Source organism: Streptomyces sp. NPDC001135 (assembly GCF_053598395.1).
Genome location: NZ_JBSFKD010000032.1, coordinates 104,015 through 116,856, shown reverse-complemented (window position 1 = coordinate 116,856; position 12,842 = coordinate 104,015). Strand labels below are relative to the sequence as shown.

General features: G+C 67.9%; 12 protein-coding genes and 2 pseudogenes. 6 read left to right on the top strand and 8 right to left on the bottom strand.

Translation table 11 applies throughout. The annotated features are described in order from the left end of the window. The coding region (locus tag ACWC94_RS32070) for an ATP-binding protein (protein WP_450800786.1) at window positions 1-382 on the top strand (382 nt) is incomplete at its 5' end. A 588-nt stretch (window positions 383-970) separates the two neighbouring features. Here ACWC94_RS32070 and ACWC94_RS32065 read toward each other — a convergent pair. The 3 genes from ACWC94_RS32065 to ACWC94_RS32055 all read right to left on the bottom strand — a co-directional run bounded on the left by ACWC94_RS32065 (window position 971) and on the right by ACWC94_RS32055 (window position 3,275). Then, window positions 971-1,546: a cysteine hydrolase family protein gene (locus ACWC94_RS32065; protein WP_450800785.1), complete on the bottom strand. Its 576-nt coding sequence runs from the start codon at window positions 1,544-1,546 to the stop codon at window positions 971-973. Window positions 1,547-1,723: 177 nt separating this feature from the next. Beyond that, the gene (locus tag ACWC94_RS32060; protein ID WP_450800784.1) at window positions 1,724-2,665 is read right to left on the bottom strand and encodes a GlxA family transcriptional regulator; all 942 of its coding nucleotides are present in this window, start codon (window positions 2,663-2,665) and stop codon (window positions 1,724-1,726) included. A gap of 10 nt (window positions 2,666-2,675) precedes the next feature. Beyond that, window positions 2,676-3,275: an isochorismatase family protein gene (locus ACWC94_RS32055; RefSeq protein ID WP_450800783.1), complete on the bottom strand. Its 600-nt coding sequence runs from the start codon at window positions 3,273-3,275 to the stop codon at window positions 2,676-2,678. A 458-nt stretch (window positions 3,276-3,733) separates the two neighbouring features. Here ACWC94_RS32055 and ACWC94_RS32050 point away from each other — a divergent pair, with 458 nt between their 5' ends. Next, a complete protein-coding gene (locus tag ACWC94_RS32050; protein WP_450800782.1) occupies window positions 3,734-4,198 on the top strand; it encodes a hypothetical protein in 465 nt (154 codons plus the stop codon). Window positions 4,199-4,458: 260 nt separating this feature from the next. On the opposite strand, the gene ACWC94_RS32045 is transcribed toward ACWC94_RS32050, so the two are convergent. After that, complete coding sequence (locus ACWC94_RS32045) at window positions 4,459-5,604, bottom strand: epoxide hydrolase family protein (protein ID WP_450800781.1); 1,146 nt, start codon at window positions 5,602-5,604, stop codon at window positions 4,459-4,461. Window positions 5,605-5,667: 63 nt separating this feature from the next. Here ACWC94_RS32045 and ACWC94_RS32040 point away from each other — a divergent pair, with 63 nt between their 5' ends. Beyond that, window positions 5,668-6,636, top strand: coding sequence for a helix-turn-helix transcriptional regulator (locus ACWC94_RS32040; RefSeq protein WP_450800780.1), 969 nt, complete (start codon window positions 5,668-5,670; stop codon window positions 6,634-6,636). 185 nt (window positions 6,637-6,821) lie between these two features. Here ACWC94_RS32040 and ACWC94_RS32035 read toward each other — a convergent pair. Both ACWC94_RS32035 and ACWC94_RS32030 read right to left on the bottom strand, forming a co-directional pair. Further along, window positions 6,822-7,265: pseudogene (locus ACWC94_RS32035) on the bottom strand (transposase family protein); the annotation flags it as partial. Window positions 7,266-7,454: 189 nt separating this feature from the next. Next, a complete protein-coding gene (locus ACWC94_RS32030) occupies window positions 7,455-7,904 on the bottom strand; it encodes a peptidoglycan-binding domain-containing protein (protein WP_450800779.1) in 450 nt (149 codons plus the stop codon). Between the two features lie 546 nt (window positions 7,905-8,450). Here ACWC94_RS32030 and ACWC94_RS32025 point away from each other — a divergent pair. Then, a pseudogene (locus ACWC94_RS32025) lies at window positions 8,451-8,672 on the top strand (IS5/IS1182 family transposase); the annotation flags it as partial. Window positions 8,673-8,679: 7 nt separating this feature from the next. On the opposite strand, the gene ACWC94_RS32020 reads toward ACWC94_RS32025, so the two are convergent. Continuing rightward, entirely contained in the window at window positions 8,680-10,188 is a 1,509-nt protein-coding gene (locus tag ACWC94_RS32020; protein ID WP_450800778.1) for a DUF4246 domain-containing protein, read from the bottom strand. 408 nt (window positions 10,189-10,596) lie between these two features. On the opposite strand from ACWC94_RS32020, the gene ACWC94_RS32015 reads away from it, so the two are divergent. Beyond that, window positions 10,597-11,160 carry a dihydrofolate reductase family protein gene (locus ACWC94_RS32015; RefSeq protein ID WP_450800777.1) on the top strand — a complete coding sequence of 188 codons (564 nt, stop codon included), beginning with the start codon at window positions 10,597-10,599 and terminating at the stop codon, window positions 11,158-11,160. Between the two features lie 58 nt (window positions 11,161-11,218). On the opposite strand, the gene ACWC94_RS32010 is transcribed toward ACWC94_RS32015, so the two are convergent. After that, window positions 11,219-11,350 (bottom strand): hypothetical protein, encoded by a 132-nt coding sequence (locus tag ACWC94_RS32010; RefSeq protein WP_450800776.1) that lies wholly within the window; start codon window positions 11,348-11,350, stop codon window positions 11,219-11,221. Window positions 11,351-11,811: 461 nt separating this feature from the next. On the opposite strand from ACWC94_RS32010, the gene ACWC94_RS32005 reads away from it, so the two are divergent. After that, window positions 11,812-12,465, top strand: a complete 654-nt coding sequence (locus ACWC94_RS32005; RefSeq protein ID WP_450800775.1) for a class I SAM-dependent methyltransferase — start codon at window positions 11,812-11,814, stop codon at window positions 12,463-12,465. Window positions 12,466-12,842 lie beyond the last annotated feature (377 nt).

Genomic DNA, 12,842 nt, shown 5'->3' with positions numbered 1-12,842 from the left:
CGCGCCGAGCGATGTCGCGTACTGGCGGCTGGAGCCGGAGGACTCCGCGCCCGGCCAGGCCCGCCGGCTGGCCCGGCGCGCGCTCGCCCGCTGGGGCCTGGAGGACCTGACGGACTCGGTGGAGCTGCTGGTCAGCGAGGTCGTGACCAACGCCGTACGGTACGCCTCCCGGCCGGTGTCCCTGCGGCTGCTGCGTACGGACGTCCTGCGCTGCGAGGTGGCCGACGACGTGCCGCAGCTCCCACGCATGCGCCATGCCCGGGACCTGGACGTGGACGGGCGCGGCCTGTATCTGGTCAACAAGCTGGCCCGGCGCTGGGGCGCCACCCGGCTGAGCACCGGAAAAATGGTCTGGTTTGAAATGGTTCGCCCTACGGAGTGACTCACACACCTGACCTGTCGGGAACCGTCACGGGTCTGCTCGCTCGCTCGTCACCACCAGTAGGCCGGATAGCGAGATGCGTGCTTGGGCAGCCCGGCGGCGATCCCGGCGCTGACCAGAAGCAGTGTTGCGGTGAGCAGAAGGGTGAGGAAGCGGAGCGGGGTGGGTGATGGGAGGACGACGATGACAGCGGTGGCCGCTGCTGGGGAGTTGGGGCGCCCTGGTGGTCATCATGGTGCCCAGAGCGAGGCCGCCTGCCCGTGCGGCAGCCCAGGTCGAGCTCCCGCAAGGATGAGCAGCGGTTCGTGCAGGACAGCGCCTGTCGCCGCCAGGAGCAGCAGCACGGAGATGGCGGAGGTGGTGGCGTGGAAGGTGTGGCGGTGTCCGGTAGGGGCCGGGGCGCGTCCGGCAAGCAAGCGTCGGGCAGCTGGGGAACGGTCCCGTGTTGGTGTGCAACGCGCCCCCGTGTTCGACGTGGGCTGACCTTGCGCCGATCTTCCGATGGGGGCGGCGCAGTCCTGGCCTTTGTCCAACCATGGGGTGGCGCCGGTATCTCGGGCGGCCCCGCCGAGATCGACACCGGCCTGCTCACCGGCTCCAGGTGCGGCGGTTCGCGGCGAAGTCGACGTCGGCCGTGTTGACCGTGCCGGCAGTACGGCCCGGAGCCCTATGGCGCTGCCAGTACAGGTTCGTATGGGCGATGACCTTGTCGGGCGTCGGCGCGCCGAGCGGTGACCGGTCCTCCGTCGTGTGTGCGTCCCCGACCAGCGTCACGTCGTAGCCGCGGGCGATTGCGCCGTGGAGTGTCGAGCGGATGCACGCGTCGGTCTGCGCGCCGGCGACGAAGAGCCGGCCGATCCCGCGCTCGGCGAGCACCGACTCCAGGTCGGTTTCTTCGAAGGAGTCGCCGTACGTCTTGTGCACCAACGGCTCGGGATCGCGCCGTACGAGCTCGGGAACATACTGCCAGCACTCGCTGTTCCGGGGCAGCTCGTCGCTGTTGTGCTGGATCCAGACGACATCGGCGTCGGCAGCGCGCGCCTTGTCGAGCAGGGTGCCGATGGTGGCGATGACGTTGTCCCGGTCGTACGCGTTGTCCATGACACCGTTCTGCACGTCGATGACAAGCAGAGCAGTGTGCGGTCGGTTGATGAGCGTGGTCATGGCGCCTCCCAGAGGCTTTCGGAGTGCTGGACGAGCGGTGGCCACATCGACCACCTGGTATATGTACCTGCGACGGCTTGATCTTGTCGAAACGCGAGAGCAGAGCGTCGGCGCCATGACATCGACGCCCACTGCCTGGGGCCCGCAAACTCCCGCCTTCGCCGTCAACGGTGGTTCCTACGGCGCTTTGACGTGCGCTGCCACTGGGCCGGTGCCGCGCGCTCGCAGGCGGCGCAGCATGCGGGGGTCCTCGAAGCCGACCGCGCGGGCGGCGGCATCCACTGTGGCGCCGTGGCTGATGAGGTGCTGGGCGCGTTCGAGGCGGAGGGTTTGCTGATAACGCAGCGGAGTGAGGCCACCGGTGGCGCGGGTGAAGAGGCGGGTGAGGGTGCGTTCGCTCACCCCCACGGCCGCGGCGAGGGCGCACAGGGGCAACGGTTCGTCGAAGCGGGCGTCGAGCAGGTCTTGGGCGTGGTGCACGGTGTCGTCGAGGTGGGACCGGTACCGGAGCATGGCACTGGCTTGCGGTTCATGGCCGTTGCGCCGCGCGTAGACCACCATGTCCCGGGCCACCTTTGCGGCGACGGCAGGGCCGTGCCGGGTGGCGATCAGGTGCAGGGCCAGGTCGATGCCGCTGGCGATGCCGGCCGAGGTGACCACCCGGTCGTCGGCGGTATACAGAACATCGCGGATGACCATCGTCCTGGGATAGCGGCGCGCGAGCTCGTCCTGCACATCGTGGTGGGTGGTGCAGCGGCGGCCGTCGAGCAGGCCGGCGCGGCCGAGCGCCTCGGCTCCGGCGCAGACGCTGGCGACGGTCCCGCCCCTGGCGTGGTGGTCCCGCAGAGACTGCAGAGAAGCCGCGCCGATGGCAGGACTGCCGGCCAGGGTGAGCGCCCGCCAGCCGGGCACCACGATCAGGTCCTCGGGGCCGAGCTCGGGCCAGTCGAGCCGGGCCACCAGGGGCAGGCCCTGAGCGGTGGAGACCAGCGGCTGCTCGGCGAGGTAGCTGAGTGTGTAGGGGTGCCCGAAGTCGGCGGCCGTGGAAAAGACCTGCGCGGGGCCTGCCAGGTCCAGCAGATGGACTCCGGGCACCAGGAGAAAGACGATGTGGCTCACGATCCGGTCATCATTCCAGAGGGCCGGCCGCGGCCTCGAGTTGCCCGACAGTGGTGATGGTGGCGAAGCGTCCGGCAAGGGCGTACTCGGTGCGCCGGATGATCTCCTCGGTGCTCAGGGTGCGGGGGTCCGACAGCAGTTCGGCGATGCTCTGGTCGGCGGGAGCGTCACGATGCGGAATGGGGTTGGTCGCGGTGGCGTCAATGACGAAGGTGACCAGGTAGCCGAGGTCGCTCGCGACGCGGGTGGTGGTCTCCACACACTGCTCGGTTCGGATGCCGCAGACAGTGAGCTCGTGGATGCCGCGCTCTGTGAGGAGTTGCTGCAGGTTGGTGGTGGTGAAAGCGTTGTGCGAAGTCTTGTGGATCAGCGGTTCCCCGTCCCGGCGCTGCAACTCCTCCATCAGCCGGACATGGCCGAGGGCGGGGTCGAAGACGTCGCCGCTGCCGGGCTCGGAATGCAGCACCCACACCACCAGGTCCCCGGCCTGGCGGGCGAGCCGGACCACTCGGTCCACCTGGTCGGCGATCTTCGGGTTTGAGATGGTCTCCCACAGCGGGCGGGCGCGGAAGGACTCCTGGACGTCGATGACAATCAGTGCTCGGGTCATGCCCCAAGCCTGATCGGCGGGCCCTGGGTGCCGACAGGCCTCATCGGGTCCGGGTACGGACCGATCCGGTCACAGCGGGAGCCGTCACCACTCGCTGCATACCCGCCACCACGCCTTCGCCGCTCTCCTCGAGGACATCGCCGCGCCGCGGCCCGCCACAGCGATCCTGATGTGCAGCGCGGCAGCCTTCGATCCTCAGCCGGATGTTGACCTTGCCGTCTGTGTGCCGGAGCCGGGAGCCGGCTTGTCGCTGCCGGAGGCGCAGGCGGTGGGCGCGGCGACCGTGAGCCCGACCGACCGGAGCGCAAATCCCCTCAACCACCTGGCCTTCCTGGGCCTTGCCGCCGCTCTGTGCTGCTACGAGCGCCTCGTCCGCCTCACCACGTAGGAGACGGTCTTAGCAGTAATCAAGCAATCAGCCCGCGACAGTTGGCCGCGGATGTGCCTACCGTTCTGAAATGACGCTGATACCGCTACTTGCCACACTTATCGGTGCCGTGATCGCCATGGGGTCGGCACTGTTGGTGGAGCGCCGGAAGGCGCAGCGAGAGACTGCTGCTGAGTGGCGCCGGACACGACGCGAGCTCTACGCGAAGTTCCTCGCAGCCCATGCCCAGGCCGGCAGTGATCTGCGAAACATTGCCGCCACACCAGGTCTTGACGCGGATGAGCGGTACCGGCGGGCACGCGCGGCCTACACCCACTGTTACGCGTCTCGCCACGAGTTGGAACTCCTCGCCCCTCGCACTGTCGTCGATCCGGCTGAGGAGTGCAGTCGGGCAGTCCGGATGATGCGCGACGCCGTAAGCGCTGGGGCACGTCTCGACAGCGATGAGTTCACGGAACTGACGCGCAAGTACTTGGAGCTTCGTTTGGGGACCCGCGATGCCATGCGTACGGACATCGGGGCTGACCATGGCTGACGGCACCGATCTCTCGGAGAGGAAAGGGTCGGCCAGGAGGTGATCTCCCCTCTCAGCCGACATGGTCTCAGTCTCGGCTGATCTCGCCCGATTCGCCCTCTCCTCAGGCGATGTGGCTGATGTGACGACTGGGCGATGGAGCTGACGAATCCAAGGCTGCCGCTGTTCGGGGGAACCCCGAGTGGTTCAGCCCGGGCAGTCCCGACCTGGTGCTGGAGGCCGTGGCTGCCCGGGCGTTGCCGGTGTCCCCACCGGAGGTGTCAGCCTCGGAGTGTGCCGAAGAAGGCGCGGACGTCGGTGATGAACGCCTCTGGCTGCTCCAGCGCGAGGAAGTTGCCGCCGCGTTCCAGCTCGGTCCAGTGGGTGATGCTGTGGTCCCGCTCGGCGAAGCGCCGGATGGTGATGTCGGTGTGCAGGGCCACGGCCACGCCGGTCGGGACGGTGCCGCGCGGCTTCGAGGCCCAGGCGCCCGGGTCGTGGGCCATCTCGTAGTACAGGTTCGCCGAGGAGCCCGCCGTACCGCTGAACCAGTAGACGCTGATGTTTGTCAGCAGGCGGTCGCGGCCCACAGCGTCCTCGGGGAGCTCAGCGGCCGGGTCCGTCCATTCCTTGAACTTTTCGGTGATCCAGGCCAGTTGGCCGATCGGCGAGTCATGCAGTCCATAGGCGAGGGTCTGCGGGCGGGTCGACTGGATGGCGCTGAAGCCCATGCTGTCCTGCTGGAAGTTCTCCAGCCGCGCCAGCCGCTCCCGCTCGAGCGCGGTAAGCCCGTCGAGTTCGTCGGGGTCCCCGGAGGGGAAGGTGACCAGGCCGTTGACGTGAACACCGATGACCCGGTCGGGTGCCCTGCGTCCCATCTCGGCGGCGATCCAGGCTCCGCCCCCCGTTCCCTGGACGCCGTAGGCACCGTAGCCGAGCCGGCCCATCAGCTCGACGAATGCGCCTGCGATGCGGCTCGTGTTCCATCCGGCCTCACCGAGTGGACCGGAGAAGCCGGTGCCGGGCGTTGAGGTCACGACCACGTGGAAGTCCTCCGCCAGCGGCCGGATGACCTCGATGAACTGCACGAACGAGCAGGGCCAGTCGTGCAGCAGAAGCAACGGCCGGGCTGCCGGGTTCTGTGAACTCACGTGCATGAAGTGGATGTTCTGGCCGTCGATCTCGGTGGTGAACTGCGGAATCTCATTGAGTTCCGCTTCCGCCTTGCGCCAGTCGAAGCCGTCGGCCCAGTACGCGGCCAGGTCCCTGAGGTAAGCGGTGGGCACACCGCGGCTCCAGCCGGCGCCGGGAATCTCGCTGCCCCAGCGAGTACGTGCCAGCCGCTCCCGCAGGTCATCGAGTTCCTCCTGCGGGACGGTGATGCGGAACGGGTGAATCCGGGCGTCGGTGTGGCTGCTGCTCTCCATGGACAAGACAGTATTCTCAATATAGGCACGATACGTGCCTAATGACACCACAGGCTGGGGCTCATGCTTGATACCTCCGCACGGTTGCTGCGCCTGCTCTCCCTGTTGCAGACCCCGCGGGCGTGGCCAGGATCCGAACTGGCCGAGCGCCTCGGGGTGAGCGGCCGTACCATCCGCAATGACATCGACCGACTGCGCGAGCTCGGCTACCCAGTGGACGCCACGCGCGGATCCACTGGCGGCTACCGGCTTGGCGCCGGAGCGGCGATGCCCCCACTGCTTCTCGACGACGAGGAAGCCGTGGCGGTGACGGTCGCCCTGCGCACCGCCGCGCAGGGCGCGGTCCCCGGCACCGCGGAGACCTCGCTGCAGGCGCTGGCCAAGCTGGAGCAGGTACTGCCCTCGCGGCTGCGCCGACGGGTGCGGACACTCCAGACGTACACCGTGGCCGTGCCGGCCGACCGACCGGCCCCGACCGTCTCCGCAGACGTGCTGACCACTCTGGTATCCGCTTGCCGTGACCGGGAACGACTGCGCTTCGACTACCTGGACCACGCCGGCACGCCCACCCGCCGCCACGTGGAGCCACATCGGGCGGTGAACTGGGGGCGTCGCTGGTACCTCGTGGCATGGGACGTCGAGCGCGAGGACTGGCGGACCTTCCGGGTCGACCGGATCCAGCCCCGGACCCCGACCGGACCACGCTTCACCCCGCGCGAACTGCCCGGCGGTGACGCCGCGGCGTACGTCTCCCAACGCGTGTCGGGTGCGGCCTGGCGCTACCACGCGCGGGTGATCGTCCACGCTCCGGCGACGGCGGTCATCGAGCAGATCAACCCCGCGGTCGGAACAGTCGAGGCACTCGACGCCGACACCTGCGTCCTGATCACCGGCGCCGACACGGTGCAGACCCTCGCGGTCCATCTGGGCATGCTCGACTTCGACTTCGACGTCACCGAGCCCGCGGAACTGGTCACCCACCTGCGTCGACTCGCGGACCGCTACGCCCGCTGCACACCGCCCACCCGCTGAGGCGGAAAGAGCCTTTGACGACATTCGATTGCTGACCGCCGGGGCGGGCGTGCGTCTGACCAGTGTGGGCCCCAAGGGGCGGCGCCCAAGGTAGGCGCGGTCGGCGAGGTCACCCGGCAGGCACTGCGCGCGCTGCTGCTCCAGAGGCAACCCCATGGCGAACTGCCCGCCGATCTCGACGTCGACGCCGCCGTGGAACTGATCGGGATGCCCTGGCGTGCGCAGATCCGGCTGATCCGATGGGTGCGGGCCGCGGTCAGGTCGTGGGTGCGGCCGGGCAGGGCGGGCGAGAGCCACAGCAGCCGCCCGGCCGGATCGGTGACCACCTGGACGTTCGCTCCGTGCCGACGGTGCTTGTGGGAATTGGGGTAGTCGGCGCGGCAGTCCCCGACCCGGTCGCACTCGACGACGGTGTCATCCAGCAGGGCGGGGTCGGGGTCTGCTAAGCGCAGGGCACGCAGCAGGCCGGGAGCGCGGTCGGTGAGCAGGCCGATCACTGCGGTCGTGCAGGCGTGGGCTGTGCCGACGGAGATGCCGAAGCCGGCGGCGACCTGCGTGAGGGAGTCATGCCGACGCAGGTACACCAGGCCGCCCAGGGCACGCTGATGCGGCCGAAGCTTGCAGCGGCGCCTTGTCCGTTCCGGACACCTAGCTCCTCACCTGATGAATGGCCACGGTGAAAGAGCTCAATGATCGGTGCCGGCGCCAGCGTTGAGGAGGCGGGGGTGGCCGAGGTCGATCGCCGACGATCGCGTGGCCGCTGGACCGCCGCTCGCCCGGCGCTTGTGGCTCCGAAGGCGCCGGGCGTCGCGCACGGGCTACCAGGCGGCGGAGTCTCCGTTCGTGAGGAAGTCGCATGCGGGTTCGAAGAAGCCCAGGTTGGAGCAGACAGTGCCCCTGCCGGCGTCGTAGCCGTCGTCGGCCGGAGCGCTGGGGTTGGTGTAGGAGACGGCGTCTTGAGTGAGGTTGTGGCGGGTCACGGAGTCGGCCACCCCGGTGGGTTGCATGCCGAAGTTGGACTGGAACCGCACGAGAGCGTTGTGGGTGTCAGGGCCGAAGATGCCGTCGACGTCGATGTTGGCACCCAGAGAGTTGAGCTCGGACTGCAGTTCCCTGACGCAATCGCCAGTGTTCCCGACCTGGAGGTCGGGGCAGGTGCCCAGATTGACCGAGACAGGCCCCGGCGGGTCCGCGAAGGCCACGGTTGCAGGACCGATGACGAGGGATGCCGTCGCCGCGAGGACGACAGCGTACTTGGTCTTCCGCATGTGTCTCCTTGTGGAGCTTACGGAGTCGAGTGCAGCCGGGAGGCCGCACCTTGTCCAGAGTGGGCACATCCGGGGCCGAACAGCTGGCTCTTGGAGGGAGCGTGCAGATGCACTCACGGCTTCCCGGTGCTCCGATTCGTCGGCCTCGGAAGGAACTCTTCCGCCTGCGTGGCGCAAGGAGATCAGCGTGACCTCACCGGTCTCCGCACACATCGGCTTGTCCGCGAGCAGGCACCGGGGCACCGTGAAGCCTTGGCGCTGCCTCGTGCTGCGTATGCGGCGCCTCGCGCCCGTCCCGGGCCGCATCGCGCAGCACCGGTTGAGCAACCGGGTGCTGTTCCCGGTGGCGAAGGGTGTGCGACCGCCGCTGCTGCTCGCGGGGCCGGGGTCTCGGCGCAGCCTTCGCACGATGCTTGCGGCACAAGGGCGCTGCGCGTCGTAAGGCCGGCGTGGACCAACTGCCGGTCGACCTGGCGGTGATGATGCCGATCGCGCGGGCCCTTCACGGCCGCGGCCCGCTCCCGGCCGCCGCTCCCGGCATGGGAAGCCGGCGCCGTCGTTCGCACCCTCTGCTACCACCCTCGCGAACCGCCCGGGCACTACGAAGGGTTCAACCGTGATCACGCCCGGCTGCGGGCCCCTGGAGAACGTGCCATCGCACGGTTGAGAACCTGGCGACTGCTCCGGCGGGCCAGATGCCGCACCCGCTGCATCGGCACCATCGCCCAGGCCGTCCACACCCTCCTGACCTGCACGGACTCAGGATAGAAGGGTATCAGTGCTCACAGAGGGAGAATTCTCGTTCATAGAGCTGTTCGTTGTGTTCAGCGACGAAGAACTTGCGTTCCTGCATGAGTTGTTCGCGGTAGTTCTTGGCCTGCTCAAGCGTCATGGTCGAGGTGTCGGACCATGGTTGTTGCGGTGGCACATCGGATGTCGAGACGATCTTTTCCGAGGGGTCGACCAGGAAGAACGCGAGAATTTTGCGGTATCCCGGGCGGGTGGGATCCGCGAGGCGGAATGAGCCGACGCGGTGTTGCAGGATGTTCGGGAACGCCAGGCAGCGGCCCGCTGGGGTCGATGCCGATCCCAGCATCTGGTTCAGTGCGTCTTCGTCCTCCAGGCCGTAGACCTCACGCATGCCGTTGTCGTCGTTCTGTTCGTAGCTCGGGTCGTCGAGTGCCGCCCGGAAACTCAGCCGGCTTTCGGTGATGTTCTCGCTGTCCCAGTAGTAGATGCCGGTCGAGACGATCCGCTCGTTCATCATCCCCTCGACATGCCAGGAACCGCCGGGATACTCGGGCTTGTCCGGGGTGAGATGAATGTTGGCGAGCTTGACGATCACCTGGAGACGACGGCCGCGCAGGTCGACTCGGGCGGATGGATCGGGCAACTCGGGCGGGGTGAAAGCCGGGGCGTCGGGGATGACCGGGCGGCGGTTCTCCCACCAGTCGTCCTGGGCCTCTCTCCATGCACGGAGGGCTTCGGTGTAGGCCCCCTCATCGCTGTAGTGGGATTTGTCCGGATATTCTGGCTCCGAGTCGTACCATCCGTAAGGATCGGCCTCGATCCGCAGGGGCCGCGGATGACGCAGATCGGTGAGCACGTTCTCCAGCAGCGGACGCAAGCGTGCGAACAGGTCTGGCAGGACGGAGGCCAGTTCGCGATGAGTCTCGGGGTGGACGTTGTTGACGTACGAGCGGAAGGTGACATCACCGTCGTCACTCACGTCGACGTCCGTGGGCAGCCACTGGAATTTCTCCGAGAATTCGTACCTCGAGTAGCGGTCCGTCGGGTTCTGCCAAGCCCTCTCGGGCGCACCGCTCACCTCTCGCACCAGGCAGAACAGTGAGGGATGAACCAGATCCAGTACCTGACCGTCGGATCCGGGATGCCAGTCCTGTTGTGCTTCGGGAACCTGCTCCAGAACCCGAACCGCCTCGCGAAGCCGGGATCTGAGCTCGTCGTCGACCAGTGTGTCCGACTGCCACACCCCGTCGACGGCGGACACCTCGACACCGGTTCGTCCGTCTCGCAGCGCGGCGTAATGCAGGAGTTCGGCAAGCACATAACGAACCTGTGCTTCGGTGAGGCCCTGGGCGACCGCTTCTTGCGCCCACCTGGCGACGATGTCGGCATCGTTCATCTTGTCGAACCACCCCGGCTTCGACCGAATGAGTGAGCTGTACTGCATCATCTGAAGTTCCCGCAGCGTTCGGGGTGTCGCGAACGATATGGAACGGGAAGCATGAAAGGGTAGCGGGAAAGCAGACAGGTCAGTCAATTCTCTTGGTCCTCCCAGTCGGTGTGCGATGGCGGGAAGGATACTTCAGCGGACTGACACCGCAGCCGTGGTCCCTGTCATCGCTCGTTCGGGAGACAGGGCTTCGATGTAGCCGCGTGACGTCCGGTTCGCGTTCATTCGAGGCTGAGGAGCGCGAGGGGGGTGTCCGCGTCGCGGCGCAGACCGGCCGTGACGTGGTCAGTCGGCCGCCGGCGAGCCGCTCCACGCTGGTCCGGCTGCCGGGCAGCGCAACTTCTGCCGTCCTGACCAGGGTGAAAGAGGTTCACTGAGGTCTTCTCAACGAAACGCTTTCGTGAGGTGACTCGGATCAGGGCACCCGTGAGCCGCGATGAGTCCTGCGGCGTCCGGCGGTCGTACTGACGAACCCGTCACCGAGGAGGAATTCTGATGCGCAGCGTCACCTATTCGATGAATGTCTCACTTGACGGCTACATCGTCGGGCCGGACGGCGACTTCGACTGGACGGCGCCGGACGACGACGTCTTTCGCTTCTGGATCGACGAGATCCGAGAGGTCGGGGTCCACCTGTTGGGACGACGGCTGTACGACACGATGCTGTACTGGGAGACCGCCGATCAGGATCCATCGCTCGACGACTCAATGCTCGAGTGGGCCGCGCTCTGGAAGCCGCTCCCGAAGGTGGTGTTCTCCACCACGCTGTCGGCGGTGCAGGGCAATGCCCGCTTGGCTTCCGGCGGTCTGGCGGAGGAGATCGAGCGGTTGCGAGCCGCGCCGGGGGAGGGGGACATCGCGATCGGCGGCGCGACCCTCGCCGCCGGGGCGGCCGCATTGGGTCTGATCGACGAGTACCGGGCCATGGTCTACCCGGTGCTGGTTGGCGGTGGCATTCCGTTCTTCCCCCAGCATGAGCGCCGGGTGGATCTCGAACTCGTCGAGACCCGCACCTTCAGCTCGAGAGTCGTCTACCTCCGCCACCGCGTGGTGCGCTAGCCGGCTCACCCGCCGAGCCCTGGCCAGAACAGGTCAGCCAATGAGGTGCTCTCGGAGATCATGTGTGGGTGTCGACATGGAGGGCCTGCTCGGAGTGGCCGAGGGGGCGGCGGACGGGGACATGTATGCCGGTGCCCATGTAGCCCTTGTCCGCGAGGGCGGGAAGGTCCCTGACGGCCGCCTTGCACAAGGCGGGCAGGGCATGGAGCCGGGCCGCGGTGATGTCCGGGACGCACCCCGGGTCCGACCTCTGAGCCCCACAGCGGGGTGCCATCCGGCGAGGACGGGAACTGCGCGTTGCCACCGAACGCCTTGTGCTTCGGGCTGAGCCACCAGTCATGGCCGGTTTCGCGTGCTCCGCGACGCGGTCGCACCGGAGGAGTGTGCCTCCTCGGAAACAGCGCAGCATCAGGACGGCCTGGGGGCAAAGCCTCCCGTCCCAACCCCCGTCGACACCCGACGACGGCAGGAGGGTGCTCAAAGACGCCAGTCGGCTTCGGTGGTCAGGGCGAGCTGTGCCGGGACCGAAAACCTTCACCGAGGTTGGGTTCTGCCGGGTATCTGCGGCGGTGGTATCGACGGCGGTGGTATCGCGCAGGTCAACTCAAGGTCGTGACCGACCTGTCGGTTCTCTGGTCTAGGGTCGCGAGCATGACTGAGCCCTCCTATCTGACCGCCGTCCGCGAGTCGTACGACACGGTCGCCGCCGATTACGTCGAACGCGTCCCGCCTCCAGCCGAGATGGATCCGCTGTCACGCGCGATGCTGGCGGGGTTTGCCGAGCTCGTGCGGACGGCTGGTCAGGGACCGGTCGCGGACCTGGGGTGTGGACCCGGCCGGGTGACGGCGCACCTGGCCGGGCTGGGGGTGTCCGCCTTCGGCGTCGATCTGTCACCGAAGATGATCGAGCTGGCCCGACACGCCTATCCGAACCTGCGGTTCACGGAGGGCTCGATGACCGCGCTGGAGATGAGGGACGACGAGCTCGGCGGCATCCTGGCCTGGTACTCCACCCACCACACGCCCCCGCAGTGGCTGCCGGCGGTGTTCGCCGAGTTCCACCGCACGCTCGCGCCCGGCGGCTTCCTGCTCTGGGGAGACTATGTCGGCGACGAACGGCTGCAGCCGACCCACGGCTATGGCCGTCCGGTGTCCTATGAGTCGTACCTCCTGCCACTGGACCGCATGGTCGGCCTGCTGGAGCAGGCCGGACTCGTCGTCACCGCGAGGCTGGAGCAGGAGCCCGGCGGACGGGTGAACAGACCGCACGCCTGCCTGCTGGCCCGCAAGCCCGAAAGGACCTGACGGGGCTTGTTCCTGCGGCGAGACCGCTCGTACCCAGATCTACCGACGATCACGAGGGCTCCTGCACCGGGTCGCCGTGGTCGGCAAGGATGGCCCCTTGCCCCTCCTACCGCCTGCGCTCGCACCAGGCCCACTTCGACCTCCGAGTGACCGAACGCGCACAACAGAAGCAGCCCGCCGCCGACGACGCGAACAACAACGTCGAATCGGAGCCGACCGGGGTCGCCGTTGCCCGAACCCACCGCGCTGACGTCGACCGTAACGCGCAACTGCACGACTGCCGACAAACCAGTCACCGTCGCCGCTCTGCTGGCCGCCCCGGAGGCCGCCCTCGCAGAGGCTGAGGCTCAGCACAGCAGAGGAAACGAGGGCGACAT